The following is a 19,077-nucleotide window of genomic DNA, read 5'->3' on the forward strand; positions in this document are numbered from 1 at the left end:
CAGGGAGCAAGTTCAAATGCACAGTATCTTGATTAGTGGCGCTGCACAAGGCATTGGTGCGGCAATCGCACAATTGTTTTATCGGCAAGGTTACCGTGTCGGTATTTATGATATTCATCTCGCACAAGCACAGCAATTAGCAGAACAATTGGGTGAGCGTGCACATGCAGGTTTGCTTGATGTAGCAGACTATGCCAGTTGGCAAGCTGCGTTATCCGATTTTTGCCAATGGGCAGGTGAATTGAATATTTTGGTGAATAATGCAGGAATTCTCTACTCAGGCGCATTTGAAGACACACCCATAGAAGCGCATCATCGGACTATGGCAGTGAATGTGAATGGTGTATTAAACGGTTGTCATGCGGCTTTGCCTTATTTAAAACAAGCAAGTTTTGCACGGGTGATTAACCTGTCTTCGGCATCTGCGATTTATGGACAAGCCGATTTAATTTCTTATTCTGCTTCCAAATTTGCAGTACGTGGCATTACGGAAGGTTTAGATATAGAGTGGCAAAAATACGGCATTCGGGTCTTAGATGTCATGCCGCTATTTGTACAAACTGCAATGGTGAAAGATATGGATGCAGCCACCATTCAAAACATGGGCGTGCATTTATCGACAGAAGATGTCGCCCAGGTGGTGTATCAACAAGCGACGGTTAAAGATTCGATTCTGACCAATACGCATCGTGCGGTCGGTTTAAAAGCCAAAACCCTAATGCAACTTTCGAGTATTAGCCCACAATGGTTAAATCGTCTGTCGAATAGCTTGTTGGCGAAGCGTCATTAATTCTACATCTATCTATATTTAAATTAAGTTGCTCAAAAAAAAATCCCGAATTTACATTCGGGATTTTTTATTAAACACGTCAAAGTTTAAGCCTTAGCCTCGCTTAAACTTCTTCTCGGCTTTCTTAAACTTCTGCACATAACGACGACGACGTGCCGCAGTACGCTCATCCACTTGTGACTTACGCCCTTCAAATGGGTTTTCAGAGGTTTTAAATTCAATTTTTACAGGTGTACCTTCTAGCTTATAGACTTTACGGAACACGTTTTCTAAATAACGACGGTAATCTGCAGGAGTTTTATCGACCTTATTACCATGAATCACGATGGTTGGCGGGTTCTGTCCACCCATGTGTGCATAACGCATTTTAATAGCGCGACCTTGCACTTTAGGTGGATGGTGTGCATCTGTTGCGTCATTCAAAATTTGCGTCAATTTGGCAGGTGACACTTTTAAGTGCGATGACTCATACGCACGGTGGATAGATGGATATAAGTCACCCACGCCTGTACCATGCAAGGCAGAAATTAGGTGGATTTTTGCCCATGGAATAAAGTCAAAACGACGCTCAACATCTAACTTACATTGTTTGCGATCATATTCGGACATATTGTCCCATTTGTTAATCGCGATCACCATGGCACGCCCTGCTTCAAGCGCATAACCAATTAAGTGTAAATCTTGCTCGACAATACCATCACGCGCATCCACCACAATCACCACCACGTGTGCATCTTTCATGGCTTGCAAGGTTTTCACAATCGAGAATTTCTCGATCATTTCATCGACCTTACCTTTACGACGCACACCTGCAGTATCAATTAAGGTGTATTTACGTTCATTACGCTCAAACGGAATATAGACTGAGTCACGTGTCGTACCCGGCTGATCGTATGCCACTACACGTTCTTCGCCCAATAAACGATTGACCAGTGTCGATTTACCCACGTTTGGACGTCCAATAATGGCTAAACGCAAACCTGTGTCTTGATCGTGTGCATCTGGGTTTTCATCTTCAGGAACATCTGCCAAAACGTCTTCCAGCATTTGCTGAACGCCTCGACCATGACTGGCAGCCACTTGCAATGGCTCGCCCATACCCAGCTTAAAGAACTCAACCAAAGCGGCTTCGGCATGTACGCCATCTACTTTGTTCGCCACCAAGAATACTTTTTTGCCCAAAGTACGCAATTCACGCGCAATTTGCTCATCCGATGCCAACAAGCCTGCACGTGCATCGACCACAAAAATGATCATATCGGCTTCGTGAATGGCTGTTTTAGATTGTTCAGCCATGTAAGAGTCGATGCCACCTTCACTTTCGCCAATACCGCCAGTATCGACCACAATGAAAGATTTATTTTGATAGGTTGCATCACCATATTTGCGGTCACGTGTCAGACCTGCAAAGTCAGCAACAAGTGCATCACGGCTCTTGGTAATCTGGTTAAACAGCGTTGATTTTCCGACGTTCGGACGACCAATGAGCGCAATTACGGGTTTCATAGATTAACCTTTATTCAAGATCAGTCAGTTTCAATGGTCTGTACATCCGAAACTGTGGAAGAAAGAACAGAGTATGGATGTTGGGTTCAGCGTTGCGACCACGCAAACGACAGAGAAAACATCGACCACTCTATTAAATAAAAACACGGGGCATTGATGATTCAATTACCCCGCGTAAAAATACGGACAACTATTTTAGCATAAAAGTCAGAACAAAATTAGCGGTTCTGCCAAACGCTTAATGCGCCCTTTTGCGTTGCGACATAGAGTTGATTGTCAATTACACGCAATGAACGGACTTCGCCATTGGTTTTTGAACGTCCAACCAGTTGCCCTGAGCTTGGATCAATAAGGTGTAAGACACCATCTAAATCACCGACCACTAAATATTGTCCAAACAATACAGGATTAGATAAACGACGGTTGAGTAAACTGTCATTTTCCCAAAGTGCTTGTCCTGATGTGATTTCGTAAGCTGCAATTTTGCCATCTGCAGTGCTGACAAATACACCATTCCCCGCAACTTCTGGGCGTTTGGTACTGCTTGCATCTTCACTCCAAATCACTTGTTGTGAAGCTAAGTCCAATACAGTGACCTGACCTTGATAGCTTGTGGTCACCAAGAATTGACCTGCAACCACTGGGTCGCCATCAATATCATTTAAGCGTTGAATGTCTGAACGACCTTCACTAATGGCAACACGGCGCTGCATACGTGGTACACCTGTCACAATATCCAGTGCATAGACATAGGCATTTGCAGAAGCAATTAGCACAGTACGTGAATCGAGCGCCACAGGTGCTGCCATACCACGTAAGCTAAATTGCACGTTTGGCAAGTTGTAAGTCCAAACCAATTGACCTGTTTCGGCATTGTGTGCATATACCGTGCCGTCATTACTTACAGTCACCACACGACCCGCCTGAATTAACGATGGTGCAAGAATTGCACCTGTTAACTGTGCAACCCACTTTTGCTCACCTGTTTGCTGATCTAAAGCAAACAATTGTCCTTTACTGTTTCCTGCAACCACAATGCCATCAGCAGCATTGACACCTGCAGTTAAGCCTTGCTTAGACACTTGTTTTTGCCAAAGACGTTGCTTGCCTTGATAGGCTGCCATCTCACCTTTAGGATCAACAGTATAAATTACCCCGTTTTCGGCATCTAATTGCAGGCGTAGTGGATCGGCTGATGTAGTCGATGCAACGCTTTGTGAAAATACAGGAACTAGACTTTGTGCTTGCTCAAGTTTTGGCAGTGGATTTGGCTTAACTTCTGCAACTTTAATTTTATTGGTAGAACACCCCACTAAAGCGAGGGTTAAAACGGTCAGTGCAAACGGTATTTTATACTTTCTATTCATTAGCTCTCATCCACTTGTGTGTCTAATACTGGGCGTTCAATTTCAGGATCATCCACCAAAACACCAACACTTTCGAGTTTTATTTGTAAAATTTGACGTTCTTGTTTACGTTCCACCAAAGTATCCCATGCACTTTGATACGCTTTTTTGGCATTTTCACGGTCATTTTTCGCGACATAAACATCGCCACGCGCTTCATCTGCAGTCGCTTTAAATGCAGGATCAGTCACCGCGGCCAAACTTTGAATAGCTTCATCGTATTTCTTTTGCGCCAACTGTGCATAAGCCAAACGCAACTTAACCAATTGCACTAAGCCTTGGTCTTTTACTTTAGAGTTTTCAACTTTCTTTAAGGCTTTTTCTGCGGCAGCAAAATCTTGCTGATCGTAAGCGAGTTTAGCCATTAAGAATTGAGTTTGAATAGCTTGCGCAGAATCAGGGGCTTCTTTCACAATTTTATCGGCAGTTGCAGACAATTGACTGAAGGCATCTGGATTGCCTTCTGCTGTACGTGCATCATCCATCAGTTGTTGCACTTTAGCAGTATTCATTTGCTGCTCTGCCAAGGTTTTTTTCTGCCAATATTGCCATCCGAAAAAGGCAATCAACGCAATTAAAATCCCGCTAATCATGGCTGAACCATATTTTTTCGCAAACGATTTTAAACTATCAAGTTGTTCGTCATCACTCAATGCGCTCATTGGATTACCCTTTTCCTTATGTTATTTGGCTTATTGTGAAGAAAATTTTTCAATGATGAAAGGCACAATTTCGGTCACTGCAACAGTCGTTTGCTCAGCAGTTGCCAAGGTTTTCACTGCCAATTGCTGTGCTTCCGTTTCGCGCTCACCAAAAATCAAGGCATAGATTGCACCTGATTGATCGGCTTTTTTCATTTGGCTTTTCATTGAGCCTTGTGAACCAACTTTTAAGCGAATCTGACTGCCCGCTTGTTCCAATTGGTCACGAATTTGCTCAGCTAAAACCAACGCCTTTCCTTGAGTTGTTGGATCTGCCAACAAGAACACTTCACAATCACGTACAGGCGTATTGTCTTCGACTTGTTCAAGCAACAACAATAAACGCTCAATGCCCATGGCAAAGCCCACAGCAGGTACAGACTGATCTGCTTTACCTTTCAACTGCCCAACCAAACCATCATAGCGCCCGCCTGCACAAACTGTGCCTTGCGAACCTAAATGCGTGGTTGTCCATTCAAAAACGGTTTTATTGTAATAATCTAAACCGCGTACCAGTTTTTGATTAATCACAAACTCAATGCCTGCATCGGTTAAATACTGCTGTAATTGAGCAAAGTGATTCAGCGTATCTTCACCCATAAAATCATGCAATTTTGGAGCATTTTCTAGGATGCTTTGCGTTTTAGCATCTTTCGAGTCCAAAATACGCAGTGGGTTAGTACTTAAACGACGCTGTGAATCTTCATCTAAATCGGCTTTGTGCGCTTCCAAAAACTCAACCAAAGCGGCACGATACGCTGCGCGCTCATCCGACTCACCCAGCGTATTCAACTCTAAGCGAACTTTATCGGCAACGCCCATACGTTTCCATAAACGCGCAGTCATTAAAATAAGTTCGGCATCCATATCTGGTGTTGCAACGCCAAAAGTTTCTACACCAAATTGGTGGAATTGACGATAACGACCTTTTTGCGGTTTTTCATAACGAAACATTGGGCCGATATACCACACGCGCGGTGTCGCACCACGTAGCAAATTGTGCTCTAACATGGCACGTACACAACCCGCAGTTCCTTCAGGACGCAAAGTCAAAGACTCAGGCGGATTACCCTTGTCTAAGAATGTGTACATTTCTTTTTCAACAATATCGGTCGCATCACCAATTGAACGCTTAAACAAATTGGTTTGCTCAACCATTGGCAAACGAATTTGTTGATAACCATAAGCATCCATTAAAGATGCTAAATGTTGCTCTAGACGTCTCCACGCAGGTGTTTGCGTTGGAAGAATGTCATTAAAACCTTTAATTGCAACAATTGAACTCATGACTTACTCAGAAAAATTTGTACGAATAATCTCTTTAGATTTAGCTTGTTCAAGCTCTGTAACACGCTGACGAACCATGCTTTCGATTTCATCAACGAGTTGATTGGTATCAATTAAATGGCTCTTTTCACCATTACGATAAACCAATGAACGCGGACTTGCGCCCACCACACCAATATCAGCTTCTTTAGCTTCGCCTGGGCCATTCACTTTACAACCAATGACCGATACATCCATTGGAGTACGAATATCTTCCAAACGCTCCTCCAATGCCTGCATTACAGAAATGACGTTAAATTCCTGACGTGAACAGCTTGGGCAGGCAATAAAGTTAATCCCGTTAGAGCGTAAACCTAAAGATTTTAGAATATCAAAACCGATTTTAACTTCATCTTCAGGTTCTGCCGCAAGTGAAATACGCATGGTATCGCCAATGCCTTCCATGAGCAGACCGCCCAAAGCAATTGCAGATTTTACGGTACCTGTACGGTAAATACCTGCTTCAGTTACGCCCAAATGTAATGGATTATCAATTTGTTGTGATAACAAACGATAAGCATCCATGGTTAAAAACACATTCGATGCTTTGACTGAAACTTTAAATTCCTGAAAATCTAGACGGTCTAAAATATCAATATGACGCATAGCAGATTCCAGCAATGCTGCACCTGTCGGCTCGCCATATTTTTTCTGAATATCTTTTTCCAGCGATCCTGCATTCACACCAATTCGCATAGAAATATCATGATGTTTGGCAGCAGCCACCACTTCACGAATCTTGGCTTCCGAACCAATATTACCCGGGTTAATCCGCAAACAGTCTGCACCCGCATCGGCAACTGCCAATGCAATTTTATAGTCAAAGTGAATGTCTGCCACCAACGGCACAGATACTTGCTTACGAATTTCACCAAATGCAGCTGCGGCTTCCATGGTTGGTACAGAAACACGCATGATGTCTACGCCCGCATCTACACAACGCTGAATTTGCGCCACAGTTGCAGCAACATCACAGGTTTCTGTATTGGTCATACTTTGGATGCTGATGGGCGCATCACCACCCACATAGACAGAACCCACACGGATTTTACGGGTCGGACGGCGTTGAATTGGATTTACAATCATGATATCGCTCTACCTTGCTGCATTATCGAGATAAACGGAATTCTGCTTTTCCGTTCACAGTATATGGCGATAATGAAATCGACTCATTGTTCAAACTTAATGACACAGCAGTCGCATCATCTAAGCGAATTTGAAATGGGGCTTCGCCTTGTAAATTTAAAGTAGAGGCTTGACGTCCTGTCGCTAAAACATTGCCAGCAGAGTCAACAATATGCACTGAAGTTGGACGAGCAAATTGCAAATTCAGCTGATCGCCCGAAGCAAGTGCAGGCGTGCTGCCTGTCGCATTGTCAGAAATGATTTGCACATCGGATTGCAGTACTGCAATTTCAGGTTCTGCACCCTCTTGACCAGACGACATCCAGTTTTGAATTAGCGCGACCAATGCCCACAACAACAGCAATACCGCCACAATCACAGCGATACGTGTGAGCCACTTTTTATTGCGATCGCGGTTAGAGCCTGGCAGTTTTCCCATAATTTTGATGGGTGAATTGTTCAAGGCGTGATTTGGCAACAACCCTGTATCGTTGGCATAAATTTCATCAAAACGCTGAATAATGGCTGAAGCATCGACCTGTAAATATTTGGCATAGGTACGATAATAACCTTTAATAAAGGTCGCTTCAGGCAAAGCGGTATATTCGTCTTGCTCTAGCGCCATCAGCGTTTTTAATGGAATTTTCAAATCTTTTGAAACATCATCCAGTTCGCGTTTTTGATTGACGCGAATTTGACGAAGGTACTCACCTGGACGTTGAACATTTCCTAATGCATGGGGTACAGGCGTTGTCCCCTGTGTGGGTTGCGGTGAATTAGGATTTACTTCCATACGGCCTCAGTACTGTACTGTAATTGCAAATAACGTTGGTATTCTTGGCTATTGGGAAATAATGCACGCAGCTGGTTCACTAAAACCTGAGTTCCCAATTGATCGCCATTGGCACGTGCTAAACGAATCCCAATCCATAAGGCACGCGCACCCTGATTTTTTTGCCCCACAGCACGTACAAATTGTTCATACAATTGTCGCGCGGGTGCAAATTGTTGTCTTAAATATAAAATTTCCGACAACTCTAACATTGAAACATAAGAATCGCGATTGGCTTGCAAGGCTTGTTTGAATGACTTTTCGGCATTCTCTATATCGCCTAATTTCAAGTAAATACGACCTACATTTTCCAATGCTCTAAAGCGTTGATCATAACCCAGTGTTGCACCTGCAATACTGAGCTGCTCAATCGCATCATTATAGCGTTCTACTTGATATAAATACGTACCATAGTTGTTACGCGCTTGTGCATTTTTTGGGTCAGCGGCAATGGCACGCTTAAAATACGCATCGGCTTTTTCTAAATTCAGCTTGCTGCCTTCTTGTTGCAGCAACACGCCCATCATCATATTAGCGGTGGAATCACGTGAATCGCTTTCCAAAGCTTGATCAAGTGCGCGTTTGGCTGAGTCTAAATCGCCATTTTTTAAGTATTCTGCTGCCAACTGCGTACGTACTTGCACCGCTTTTTCAGGGTCTTTTTGCCCTAAGGTTGGAGCTGTGGTTTGACAAGCTGCAGCAAAAATTGCCGAAATACAAACAGTTGTAATTTGTGCGATTTTAAATACAGGCTTATTCAATGGACATCCCCTTTGCGTCTTCGTTCGATGCAAGTTAGTTATCTATACAAGTCATTATCCTTGCGAGCGTATGATTTCATTTTGCGCTGCAACTTTCTTTTTCCACTGTTCGGCACGGCGGGTGCGGTCTGCCACTTGTCCGACCAATTGCCCACACGCAGCATCAATATCATCACCACGTGTCTGACGAATCGTACACACAAAACCTGCATCAGACAAAGTTTTTTGGAAAGAAATAATTCGATTTCGGCTTGAACGTCCATACGGCGCGTGCGGAAATGGGTTAAATGGAATCAAATTAATCTTGCTTGGCAGGTTCTTGAGTAGCTTAATCATTTGCTGCGCATGTTCAGGATGGTCATTTACACCATCTAACATGACATATTCAATGGTCACGTGTTTACGCGCACTTTCGTTGCCATCTTTGCCAATATAACGCTGACAAGCTGCGATTAATTGTTCCAATGGATATTTTTTATTGATTGGAACAAGTTCATCACGCAGTTCGTTATTGGTGGCGTGCAAAGAAATTGCCAAAGCCACATCAATATCTTGTGCCAATTGGTCAATTTTAGGTACAACACCCGAAGTCGATAAAGTCACACGACGCTTAGACATGCCATAAGCAAAGTCATCTAGCATAATGCGCATGGCGTTCAAGACGGCATCGTAATTCAACAACGGTTCGCCCATACCCATCATCACCACGTTGGTCACAGAACGCTCACGTTCAATCACAGGCACATCTTCCATATAGGAATAGTTTGCCATCCACAACTGACCAATAATTTCGGCTTGGGTTAGGTCACGCTGAAAACCTTGTTTACCCGTAGAACAAAATGAACAGTCCAGTGCACAACCCACTTGCGATGAAATACACAGGGTTTTACGTGAGCCAGTTTTATCTTCGGCAGGAATCAGAACGGTTTCGACCAATGAGCCTTCACCATCACCCACACGGAATACCCACTTACGGGTACCGTCTTTAGAATAATTTTTATGCACCACTTCAGGCGCTTTAATTTCACAAATCTTTTCCAGTTTTTCACGTAACTTGCCTGAAATATTGGTCATTTCAGCAAAATCTGTAACAAAAAACTGGTGAATCCATTTCATCACCTGCCCTGCACGGAATTTCTTCTCGCCTAAATCTTCAAAGAATTTTTCCATTTGTGGACGTGACATGCCAAGGAGATTCACTTTCTCTGCAGTCGCAGACTGTGCAGGAGCGGACGCAGATGCTTGCTGAACATCTGTTGCAGATGCAGCGAGGACTTCTGTACTCATGTGTGTATACCTAAACCATGTCTAAAGATGAAAGGAGAAGCTCAAGAGGTGAGCAAAGGTTTATTCAGAAAATAAAAATCGGAGAATAAAAAACCAGATAAGCATAATAACACTTATCTGGTTTGAATACTGCGTATTAACGAGTACGTGGGCAAACTTCAGTTTGAGCAAAGAAGTAGTTTACTTCACGCTCTGCAGATGCAACTGAGTCTGAACCGTGAGCAGCGTTTTCATCGATGCTTACAGCGAAATCTGCACGGATTGTACCAGGTGCAGCTTCTTTAGGGTTTGTTGCACCTAAAATTTCACGGTGAGCAAGAACTGCGTTTTCACCTTCAAGAACTGAAACAACGACTGGACCAGAAGTCATGAACGCAACTAGGTCACCAAAGAAACCACGTTCTTTGTGCTCAGCGTAGAAGCCTTCAGCTTCAGCTTGAGAAAGGTGTTTCATTTTAGTCGCAACGATTTTAAGACCAGCTTTTTCGAAACGAGCAAAGATGTCACCGATGTGGTTTTTAGCAACTGCATCTGGTTTTACGATAGATAAAGTACGTTCAATAGCCATGATTGGCTCCTTAAGTCAATGTTGACGCGAAAATTTTGCCGCATTATACCGAATAATGGGCTGTTTTCTGCTTTTGATGTGTAAAAAAATTGCTTTTTTCGATATGAAGCAAATTATGCAGATCGACATCGGATAAATCCGTCTGGCTTCACAGCACTATTTTTAACGTGCTTCGTCAATCCACGCCATTTGAATGGCTTCTAACAAACCTTCTGTCGATTTTTCTGGGTTATCTTCAAACTCAGGTAAAGCGCAGACCCACGCGTGTAAATCGGTAAAACGAATCCATTGTGGATCCACATCGGGATGTGCTTCATATAATTCAATCGCAATGTCGATGCTATCTGTCCAACGTAAACCCATGTGTATTCCCTATTCTATTTAAGACAGCGACTACTTTAACAAATTTCACCAAAGCTGCCTGCCTTTCTGTATCTGATCTATAACTTTTCAAATATGATTTACACACATAAAACCATACTTAATGGTACTCAATCACATACATCTGATACTCGGAAACGTCATCCACAACCTGAGCAAAAACAAGCACTGCTTTGTTTGCAGCGCAAGTCAACAATGGAGCAGTAATCCAAATATGGAAAATCGCTTTTATGATGAGTAGCGTTACTCCGCAAGATGATGTTCTCGCGAAACACTCAGCTTCTCATTTTGCTGAATGAAAATATGTGTAGTAAAGTAGGTCGAACCGAAGGTTTATCCAACTGTTTGACCGTAATTAATAGGACTCCGTTATAACTCTTTAGCCCTCTAATCAATAAATTCATACTCAAGTTCTTAATATAAACTTGAGATACAAACCACTTATAAAACAATATTTACATAAGGTGCAGCCAAAATAATCGCACTCGCTACAGCCCCTCCAATCATCGCCCCGACGGCCACATCACTTGGATAGTGCAAGCCTAAAATCATACGGGAAACGGCCACCAAAATCGTAAAGGGCAACATCAACATCAACAATACTGGCTGGATATAACCCAAAACCGTTGTGGTCATGACTGCATGCAAAGTGTGACCTGATGGGAAGCTAAAATGATCTAAGGGACGTTCACCCAAACGGATCACTTGGTGTACCTGATACGGACGTGGACGGACGGTTTTTTGTTTTAAATATTTATAAATACCTGTGCCGACAGATCCGCCTAACAACAGATAAATAATTTGTAAACTATAACCAATGCCCTGCATCATCCATGCACTTGCGAGCATGACATACCAGAACACACCATCGCCCAAACGGCTAATAACTTTAAAAAATTGTGCCACCCGCTGAGAGTGGGAAAAATGGTTAAGATACAAACAGCCTTTTAAGTCGAGATCCAGCATTCTTATTTTTGCATTTTTAAACTTCATCAGTTCTCTCCTCTTTGGCGTATAGCTAAGATGGCATGTGTAGCTCCTTCGCCACCAGATATAACGCCTGCTCAAATTGTTGGACTGGATACTGCCAGCCAATATTTAAAGTCGCTTTGCGGGCGTGTTCGCCCATCTGTCTAAGGGTTGTAAGATCGGGAAGTCGGTGGATATGACCGACCAAATCTTCTGGCTGACCGAGTGGACTCAACCAGCCTGTTTCATTCGGTTTTAGATGTAAACGTGCGCAAGCATAGTCATAAGCAATGACAGGCAAGCCACTGGCCATAGCTTCTAACACGACATTGCCAAAGGTTTCGACCTGACTGGCAAAAGCAAACACATCGGCACTGGCATAGGCTTGTGCAAGTGCTGTGCCACTTAAACTACCTGTAAAAATGATATCTCCCTGAGCGTTCATGGCTTCTAAACGTTCACGGTCTGGCCCATCTCCAACAATCACCAATTTCACAGGCTGTTCGGTATTTTTTGGCATACGCTGATAGGCATTAATAATAAGATTGACTTCTTTTTCAGGTGATAAACGCCCTACATACAACATCACCCGCGTATTTTCACTCGCACCCCAGCTTGCTCGCAGTTGGGTAGAACGAAAATCTGGTGAAAAATATTCAACATCGACACCACGCCCAACCACCACCAAAGGCCCTTGCACACCAAACTGACGCAATGATTTTTCAGTATGGCTACTTGGCACACACGTCAGCGAGGTATTGTTATGAAACCATTTTAGATAGTGCTGAATTGGCTTGAGTAAAAATGCCAAATCGAAAAAACGGCTAAAATCTTGAAATGCGGAGTGAAAACCACTTGATACTGGAATATTTTTTGATTTTGCAATATGTAAACTGGCAAGCCCTAAAGGGCCTTCAGTGACGATATGCACCACATCAGGTTGAAACTCATCTAAAGCCTGCGAAAGTTTAGACCACTGCGGCCAGCCAAATTGTAAATTATGATATTTAGGAATGGCTTGTGCTTTTACCAGACATTCTTGATACGGTTGGAATTGAGTGCAGGCTTGTTTTTGTTCAGGGCGAATCAATAAAATTTTGTGTCCAAGTTCCTGCAATCCTTTGCAAAGCTGCAACAATGAACGTGCCACACCATTAATTTCAGGTGGCCAAGTTTCTGTTACAAGGGCAATTTTTAAACGTGGGCGGACAAGGTCTGAGAGTTCAGAGGTAGGCTGGCTGCTTTTTTGTTTTTGATCTTGTTTGAAATGAAATTTAAATGCATCGCTGTAACGCTCTAATTTACTGCTCTGCTTTGCCAATACATTGCTCATCGCCTTTTTGCTCAATTCTTATTTTATGCTTGCTAGCATAGAGCAGCTGCATTGCAGTAATATGATGCTTTGGTGACACATTTGTCATTTTTTTAACAACTCGATGATCGCCTATACCTAGTTTTGCACACATAGTTTTATGTATAAATTTAATGTAAATCGTTTGCTGTCATTCACTCTAAATAGATAAAAAAAGCAGATATTGGATACCTGCCTGCTGAATATCTTGTTTGCTGAATACCTGATCCGCGGCGCATTTTGTCTGGAACTGCCGCACATCTAAGCCCTCTAAAAAAGTAAATTAATATACAACTCATCGGTATAACGCCCTGCTGGCGTTGTCAAACTCGGTTGTTCATCCAAGCGTACCGCGACACTGTATTTATGTCCTGTCGTAGAAACATGCCCTGCGATAGGCGTGTTCCACAAATTTGTTTTTGCTCCCATAATACTCATACTGGTGCGTAAACGGTGTGAACCATTATTCACAAAGCTGCTGCCATGTTTGTCACGTAAATTACGACTGCTGAACTGAATGCTATAACCACGGTCACAGCGCACATTAAAACTGGTTGCGGTCTGGCTACGGTATTGTGAACTCATTTGCAATAAAGATTCACTGACTGAACCAATGGTGCAAGCCTGTGCAGGAAAACAAATCCAGCATCCACACAGCACTAGACTTAATTTTTTTACCATCCCTAATTTTTTCATGTTCTCATCCTCAATCATCCTGCTGATATACTTACTGACAAATCAAATCTAACTGTCTGGTTTGTGGAACAGTGCCTGCTTTAATTTGAGGGACTTCAAGTGAACTATGGCAAACTTTTCCACCTTTGGTTTTGACTTTCAGCGTATAACTGCCTGCTTTCACACCATATAAATGTACTTTTCCATCGCTGCCCACAGGTACAAATTCGGTTGCATCATCACTTAAATACACTTCACTGCCCTGCACAAAGGTCTGCTGATCGGGCGTGAGTAAACGCAATATGATCAATCCTGTACGCTGAACAGGGAAATTCACTTTATAGCCGCGTTGATTCATACCAATCACTTTTTGGCTTGAATATTCAAAGCTGTCATACAAATCTAACTGGTCTTGATCAAAAGACACGTCGTAATTGACGTAAGGCACAATGTCGTGCACAAACACATAACCGTGTTGATTGGTTTTACCAACAGGTGTTAAGGCACGTTGTACTTCCACATTTGGAATATCACCAACATTCACCAAAGCAAAAGCATTGTCTACATATTTGGTCATGGCCCATTTACGGTCTAACCACACTACTGCACCCTGATAATTGGCTTGACTGTAGCTAAAGCTCTCACTTTCATCGTGGCTTAAATATAAATTACCCATCGGCATTTTCAGGGCGGTATAGGCATTTACCCCAATATCCCCTTCTGTTTGTTGGTGACGCACAGCAAGAGTGTAATCCACACCATTTTGCGTCAGGCTGCTCTGTGCATAACGCAACTGGGTTTGCTCATCAAAATTATGCGAAAGCTGCGCACTGCGGCGTTGGTCAAATTGATAATTCAGTGTTAAATATGCCCCGTCACTATCCTGCACTTTCAAATCTTTATAATAAGAAAACGACAGTGAAGTTTGACGCCCAAACATACGAGAAAAACCGACTGTAAGCATTTGACTATCTGCAAAGCTATTATTTGCATTGGGATAATAACGGCGCTCCAGATAGTTCACATTTAAGGTATTAATGAAAGGAATATTGAAAATACTGACATAAGCTAAGTTGTCGTATTCCACTGTTTGTGTCATATCGCTATAACCCAAACCACGATATTCAGGACTGTAGTATTTATGACTTGCACCAAGTGCAACCCGGCTTCCATTACGGCTTAACGAAGCGCCAAAGGTATAACCATCGCCCCAATCACTGTGGCTAGACGCAGCATGCGTATCTAACAAGGCATATTTGCTGAGAGATTGCGTCCATAGCAACCCGACATTCTGCACATCTTTGCTATAACTTAAATTGGTTCCTAAAGTCGTGCTGTCTGTAATTCCACGTCTGAAATAAAGGTTGCCAAAAAACTCCCGATAATCATCCGACACGTAGTCGTAGTCATAACGCAGCTTTCCTGCAGAAAAGTTGTATTCGTTCAGTCCTGGTTTGAGTAGTTGCGTGGTGACATAAACTGGAAAAGATTGCACGGTACGATTTCCCAATACATCTTCCACCACCACTTGCGCCTCGCCCGACTGCTGAATATTGGCACCCGTATTTAAGGTATAGTGCCCAGGCGTCACTTGTTGCTGATATAGATTGATGCCATTAATGTATAAATCGACGGTGGATGGCAGTGCAGCACTGCCTCTTAAGGTGGGTACATTCCAATAAATAAAGTCTGGATAACTGCTAAAATTTGAACCAAAAGACACACCACCAAATCTGAATGTATCTAATAAAGGATTGTAAACGCTAGTGTTATCACCCAAAGTTAAACGCTGATAACGAGATGGAAATTCTATTTCAAAACTGGTATTCAAACGCAGCAGCTTATCTTGATCTTGTTCTGCCTCTTTGCGATACATCATGCCATTTTTAAAAATCCAGTAATCTTTAAAAATACCAAGCTCCGCCAAGCCATTTAATTCATTGTAATTATCATAACGTGCATACAGCACATCATAATTTAAAAAACCGCCCAACTCTGCTTTAGACGGAATCGCATGGGTTTGGCTCAATTGTGCATCTATAAAATAGCTGGCAGGTACAGTTAATTTAATCGCTTGCAGCGCAAAATCTTGCTCAGACTGAATTTCATTGGTGGTTACAGAACAGAACTGAGTTTGTGCGCTGTGTTTTTGTAAACGGTCTTGCTGTAAACCGAGTTGTTGCAAAACCTCGCATTCCATATAGCGTTGCCCATCCTGCTGCAACACTAGACTTTCAATGACACGATCTACGCCATTTAGCCAGACACTATTCAATGCCATTTCAGTATTGGCAGCATTGGCGGGTAATGGTATCCCCCACAGGACACATTGCAGCGCAAAAAACAGTCGAGTTCTATGCATGATTTAGCCCTTCATTTTTAACTCAATGGCTTGCTCACTTTTATCTGTTTCAAGTTTGAGTATGTAATTTTTCAAATCACTGAGTTTGATTTGCCCCATATCAAAGCTGTGCTTTTGTTGATTTAACAAATATTTCATTTCACGAGTAGTTGCGACAGGTTGTTTTTGTTGGTTTAAAATGCTGATTGAAGAAATTTGCACATGCGATGCAGCATGATTTTCTATCTCTAAAAACAAATGGTCGTTTTGATAACGCGGGGTTGCAGTCACCTGAATGGCATCTTGCTTACCCACAAATAAAGGAACAGAAATCGTAAATAAAAATTGGAGAGCGTCTTCTTCCACCACAGGGGCAATTTCTTTAAAAACAATACGCCAAGTTTTTTCTTGCGCCATTTCTTCCTTAGAAAGTGGTCGGCTAAAACCTACGCGTATCACTTGTTGTGCATTCGGTTGTAAAACAAAGTTTTTAGGATTAATTAAGATGTCTTGTTCTGGTTCTAGCACATCTTCACCCTGTGCATTTTGCGACCATTTGTAGGCAGACATTTCAAAGCTTTTCGGTTCAGTAAGGTCTGTGGCTTCCATGACTACTGTTGCACTGCGCTGTCGTGCTTTATCGCCCAAATACATTTGAGTCGGTGAAATCACCAAATTTGCATAAACTGCCTCTGCACATAAACAACTTGCGACCAGCACATATTTCAATAATTTTTTCATGCATCCCCCAACAATGTCTGATTACGCTTGTCTTTAGACTAAAAAGTTGACTCCACCCTGTCGGTAAAGCCAACTGATTCAGATTGCGTTCAAGTGAATTAGAATGACACTCGAATGTTGTATTTATCGGTATAGGTACCCGCTGGTTTAGAAATACCTACACCGTCACTTTTAACCAAGACATTGTAAGTACTCCAGCCATTGTTGCCTGGCGCAATATTGGTTTGCTGATCGTTTAACTGAATCAAAGATGGTGAACCCGCACGTTTGGTTTCAACCGTTAAGCCCACTGCATGATTACCTGATTTGGCTGCAGATTTGGTTGTTTTGCCTCCACCAACACGGTTGTCGGTATCGACCAATAAGTTGTAGTTTGCATTCGCCCCAACCATAAATTGACCAGAAGCTTGTGCACCATCTTTTAATGAGATACTTGGTGTTTTCACTTTCAGCTCACAGCGCTTAGGCACAATCACTTGAATTGGAATACTTCCTGTACATGGCCCTTCGTTACATACTGGGGTTGGCTTAGGGTTTGGTTTAGGATGATGATTACCACCCGCCATTGTTACCGTTGAAAAAGCTCCGAAAACAATCAAAGCAGCAGCAGTTTTAATAAATTTAGACATGTCACTTCTCCATAACTCTTATAAAAAACCATTTTTTAATCATTCACTCGCTTGAGATATCGTTAGAATTATTGAAACTCAATCCTTAGCAAGTTTCTTCATTTTAGGTATTTCTCACAAAAATCCATCTATACGCCCCATTTCACACAATTTTTAATAAACTTTGAATTTCAGCAAATTACGAGATTAAAGTACTGTTTTAAATGACATCGCAAAAAACTAGGGAGCAGCTCACTCCCCAAAATTTGTGATCCAAATTTTAGGGATAATGAAAAATATATATTTATTTACATTTAAACCAACACATTGTTTTTATTTAACTTTAATAACATTTTTATTTTAACTTTTGTTACATTTTAGATGGGTTTATTTTTGAAAGAATGGTCAAAATTCGGTTTCTAGTCTAATTTTTACTACACTTTTCACGTATTTGATTCACTATCTCCTATCACATTCAACAGACTGAGCGTTTTTTAACATCAAATCTCACCAATTACAGGGATTGCCTCTCGCTATAAAAAAGCCATGTTTTGGGCGGCTGAATCTATCCAAAAGATCAAATTTGCACACCACCAACTCAACGAAGAAACAGTTGATCATTCATCTATATCTGTAACGTGAGAGATAAACCTCGCAAGATGTTTAGCTAACTCATAACGCAATAGCAGACAAAATAAAACCCCATTCAAACTATTGCCTGAACGGGGTCATCACACCTGAGTCAATCATGTTGACTCAGGTACACACGCGTGACTTATTTAACGTAAGTCAACCAATGTGCATATTTGTCATTCTTGCCTTGAACTGCGTCAAAGAAAGTTTTTTGAATTTCAGTAGTAATTGGGCCACGTGAACCACAGCCAATCACACGGTCATCGTATTCACGAATTGGGGTAACTTCTGCTGCTGTACCTGTAAAGAAGGCTTCATCGGCAATGTAGAATTCATCACGCGTAATACGGCGTTCAACTACCTCATATCCCAAGTCTTTAGCAATGGTGATCACCGTTTGACGCGTAATACCATCTAAAGCACCGCCTGCGATGTCTGGTGTATGTAAAACGCCATCTTTAATTAAGAATACGTTTTCGCCAGAACCTTGACATACATAACCTTGTGGATCCATCAACATCGCTTCGTCATAGCCTGCTTGCGCTACTTCTTGGTGTGCAAGAATAGACAAAGTGTAGTTACCAGAAGCTTTAGCTTTACACATGGTCACGTTTGGATGATGATGCGTAAACGATGAAGTTTTAACGCGAATACCTTTAGCCATCGCTTCTTCACCCAAGTATGCACCCCAACCCCAAGCCGCAACAGCAGCATGAATGGTGTTATTGGTTGCAGCAATACCCAGTTTTTCAGAACCAATCCAAATTAATGGACGTAAATAGCACGATGAAAGTTTGTTTTCACGTACCACATCAATTTGCGCCTGTTCTAAAGCTGCTTGATCAAATGGTACTTTCATTTGATAGATTTTTGCAGAGTTTAACAAACGCTTAGTATGGTCCTGAAGACGGAAAATCGCAGTTCCGTTTGGCGTTTCATAAGCGCGGACACCCTCAAACACACCCATACTGTAGTGTAAGGTATGCGTTAAGACGTGAATTTTTGCATCACGCCAGTCAACCAATTGTCCATCTTGCCAAATAAAACCATCACGATCAGCCAAATTCATGGCACAC

18 protein-coding genes are annotated in these 19,077 nt (G+C 42.2%); 1 reads left to right on the forward strand and 17 read right to left on the reverse strand.

Translation table 11 applies throughout. The annotated features are described in order from the left end of the window. Positions 1-16: 16 nt before the first annotated feature. Positions 17-790 carry an SDR family oxidoreductase gene (locus FTU66_RS08315; protein WP_180112620.1) on the forward strand — a complete coding sequence of 258 codons (774 nt, stop codon included), beginning with the start codon at positions 17-19 and terminating at the stop codon, positions 788-790. Between the two features lie 93 nt (positions 791-883). Here the strand turns inward: FTU66_RS08315 and der are convergent, their stop codons facing one another. The 17 genes from der to FTU66_RS08400 all read right to left on the reverse strand — a co-directional run bounded on the left by der (position 884) and on the right by FTU66_RS08400 (position 19,070). Then, on the reverse strand, positions 884-2,296 hold the full coding sequence (der, locus tag FTU66_RS08320) for a ribosome biogenesis GTPase Der (RefSeq protein ID WP_004975107.1): 1,413 nt from the start codon (positions 2,294-2,296) through the stop codon (positions 884-886). A 218-nt stretch (positions 2,297-2,514) separates the two neighbouring features. Continuing rightward, positions 2,515-3,663, reverse strand: a complete 1,149-nt coding sequence (gene bamB / locus FTU66_RS08325) for an outer membrane protein assembly factor BamB (RefSeq protein WP_096901518.1) — start codon at positions 3,661-3,663, stop codon at positions 2,515-2,517. Further along, positions 3,663-4,364 (reverse strand): tetratricopeptide repeat protein, encoded by a 702-nt coding sequence (locus tag FTU66_RS08330; RefSeq protein WP_178318747.1) that lies wholly within the window; start codon positions 4,362-4,364, stop codon positions 3,663-3,665. The genes bamB and FTU66_RS08330 overlap by 1 nt, the downstream gene beginning before the upstream one ends. A 30-nt stretch (positions 4,365-4,394) precedes the next feature. Next, entirely contained in the window at positions 4,395-5,690 is a 1,296-nt protein-coding gene (hisS, locus tag FTU66_RS08335) for a histidine--tRNA ligase (RefSeq protein WP_180112621.1), read from the reverse strand. 3 nt (positions 5,691-5,693) lie between these two features. Beyond that, complete coding sequence (gene ispG / locus FTU66_RS08340; RefSeq protein WP_004975100.1) at positions 5,694-6,815, reverse strand: flavodoxin-dependent (E)-4-hydroxy-3-methylbut-2-enyl-diphosphate synthase; 1,122 nt, start codon at positions 6,813-6,815, stop codon at positions 5,694-5,696. Positions 6,816-6,837: 22 nt separating this feature from the next. Then, a complete protein-coding gene (locus tag FTU66_RS08345) occupies positions 6,838-7,647 on the reverse strand; it encodes a RodZ domain-containing protein (protein WP_004975098.1) in 810 nt (269 codons plus the stop codon). Then, on the reverse strand, positions 7,638-8,426 hold the full coding sequence (pilW, locus tag FTU66_RS08350; RefSeq protein ID WP_371971077.1) for a type IV pilus biogenesis/stability protein PilW: 789 nt from the start codon (positions 8,424-8,426) through the stop codon (positions 7,638-7,640). The genes FTU66_RS08345 and pilW overlap by 10 nt, the downstream gene beginning before the upstream one ends. A gap of 75 nt (positions 8,427-8,501) precedes the next feature. Further along, complete coding sequence (rlmN, locus tag FTU66_RS08355) at positions 8,502-9,734, reverse strand: 23S rRNA (adenine(2503)-C(2))-methyltransferase RlmN (RefSeq protein WP_004975094.1); 1,233 nt, start codon at positions 9,732-9,734, stop codon at positions 8,502-8,504. A gap of 136 nt (positions 9,735-9,870) precedes the next feature. Next, positions 9,871-10,302: a nucleoside-diphosphate kinase gene (gene ndk, locus FTU66_RS08360; protein WP_004975092.1), complete on the reverse strand. Its 432-nt coding sequence runs from the start codon at positions 10,300-10,302 to the stop codon at positions 9,871-9,873. Between the two features lie 162 nt (positions 10,303-10,464). After that, positions 10,465-10,665 (reverse strand): Fe-S cluster assembly protein IscX, encoded by a 201-nt coding sequence (iscX, locus tag FTU66_RS08365; protein ID WP_104852473.1) that lies wholly within the window; start codon positions 10,663-10,665, stop codon positions 10,465-10,467. A 459-nt stretch (positions 10,666-11,124) separates the two neighbouring features. Continuing rightward, positions 11,125-11,676, reverse strand: a complete 552-nt coding sequence (locus FTU66_RS08370) for a phosphatase PAP2 family protein (RefSeq protein ID WP_180112622.1) — start codon at positions 11,674-11,676, stop codon at positions 11,125-11,127. Positions 11,677-11,701: 25 nt separating this feature from the next. After that, positions 11,702-12,985 (reverse strand): glycosyltransferase family 1 protein, encoded by a 1,284-nt coding sequence (locus tag FTU66_RS08375; RefSeq protein WP_179988668.1) that lies wholly within the window; start codon positions 12,983-12,985, stop codon positions 11,702-11,704. A 288-nt stretch (positions 12,986-13,273) separates the two neighbouring features. Further along, the gene (locus FTU66_RS08380) at positions 13,274-13,699 is read right to left on the reverse strand and encodes a hypothetical protein (RefSeq protein ID WP_179990495.1); all 426 of its coding nucleotides are present in this window, start codon (positions 13,697-13,699) and stop codon (positions 13,274-13,276) included. A 31-nt stretch (positions 13,700-13,730) separates the two neighbouring features. Beyond that, positions 13,731-16,040: a fimbria/pilus outer membrane usher protein gene (locus FTU66_RS08385; protein ID WP_180112623.1), complete on the reverse strand. Its 2,310-nt coding sequence runs from the start codon at positions 16,038-16,040 to the stop codon at positions 13,731-13,733. A gap of 3 nt (positions 16,041-16,043) precedes the next feature. Beyond that, entirely contained in the window at positions 16,044-16,760 is a 717-nt protein-coding gene (locus FTU66_RS08390) for a molecular chaperone (protein ID WP_180112624.1), read from the reverse strand. Positions 16,761-16,858: 98 nt separating this feature from the next. After that, the gene (locus FTU66_RS08395) at positions 16,859-17,389 is read right to left on the reverse strand and encodes a hypothetical protein (protein ID WP_180112625.1); all 531 of its coding nucleotides are present in this window, start codon (positions 17,387-17,389) and stop codon (positions 16,859-16,861) included. A 754-nt stretch (positions 17,390-18,143) separates the two neighbouring features. Continuing rightward, positions 18,144-19,070: a branched-chain amino acid transaminase gene (locus FTU66_RS08400; protein ID WP_004975074.1), complete on the reverse strand. Its 927-nt coding sequence runs from the start codon at positions 19,068-19,070 to the stop codon at positions 18,144-18,146. Positions 19,071-19,077 lie beyond the last annotated feature (7 nt).

The organism is Acinetobacter sp. YH12131, assembly GCF_013418635.1.
In the GTDB taxonomy this organism is placed as follows: domain Bacteria; phylum Pseudomonadota; class Gammaproteobacteria; order Pseudomonadales; family Moraxellaceae; genus Acinetobacter; species Acinetobacter towneri.

Bases quoted from the DNA above. Each gene is read 5' to 3' on its own strand.
- ndk (WP_004975092.1), bottom strand. From the start codon at position 10,302: ATGGCTATTGAACGTACTTTATCTATCGTAAAACCAGATGCAGTTGCT.
- iscX (WP_104852473.1), bottom strand. From the start codon at position 10,665: ATGGGTTTACGTTGGACAGATAGCATCGACATTGCGATTGAATTATAT.
- rlmN (WP_004975094.1), bottom strand. From the start codon at position 9,734: ATGAGTACAGAAGTCCTCGCTGCATCTGCAACAGATGTTCAGCAAGCA.
- FTU66_RS08390 (WP_180112624.1), bottom strand. From the start codon at position 16,760: ATGAAAAAATTATTGAAATATGTGCTGGTCGCAAGTTGTTTATGTGCA.
- hisS (WP_180112621.1), bottom strand. From the start codon at position 5,690: ATGAGTTCAATTGTTGCAATTAAAGGTTTTAATGACATTCTTCCAACG.
- FTU66_RS08330 (WP_178318747.1), bottom strand. From the start codon at position 4,364: ATGAGCGCATTGAGTGATGACGAACAACTTGATAGTTTAAAATCGTTT.
- bamB (WP_096901518.1), bottom strand. From the start codon at position 3,663: ATGAATAGAAAGTATAAAATACCGTTTGCACTGACCGTTTTAACCCTC.
- FTU66_RS08370 (WP_180112622.1), bottom strand. From the start codon at position 11,676: ATGAAGTTTAAAAATGCAAAAATAAGAATGCTGGATCTCGACTTAAAA.
- FTU66_RS08395 (WP_180112625.1), bottom strand. From the start codon at position 17,389: ATGTCTAAATTTATTAAAACTGCTGCTGCTTTGATTGTTTTCGGAGCT.
- FTU66_RS08385 (WP_180112623.1), bottom strand. From the start codon at position 16,040: ATGCATAGAACTCGACTGTTTTTTGCGCTGCAATGTGTCCTGTGGGGG.
- FTU66_RS08400 (WP_004975074.1), bottom strand. From the start codon at position 19,070: ATGAATTTGGCTGATCGTGATGGTTTTATTTGGCAAGATGGACAATTG.
- FTU66_RS08345 (WP_004975098.1), bottom strand. From the start codon at position 7,647: ATGGAAGTAAATCCTAATTCACCGCAACCCACACAGGGGACAACGCCT.
- FTU66_RS08380 (WP_179990495.1), bottom strand. From the start codon at position 13,699: ATGAAAAAATTAGGGATGGTAAAAAAATTAAGTCTAGTGCTGTGTGGA.
- der (WP_004975107.1), bottom strand. From the start codon at position 2,296: ATGAAACCCGTAATTGCGCTCATTGGTCGTCCGAACGTCGGAAAATCA.
- ispG (WP_004975100.1), bottom strand. From the start codon at position 6,815: ATGATTGTAAATCCAATTCAACGCCGTCCGACCCGTAAAATCCGTGTG.
- FTU66_RS08315 (WP_180112620.1), top strand. From the start codon at position 17: ATGCACAGTATCTTGATTAGTGGCGCTGCACAAGGCATTGGTGCGGCA.
- FTU66_RS08375 (WP_179988668.1), bottom strand. From the start codon at position 12,985: ATGAGCAATGTATTGGCAAAGCAGAGCAGTAAATTAGAGCGTTACAGC.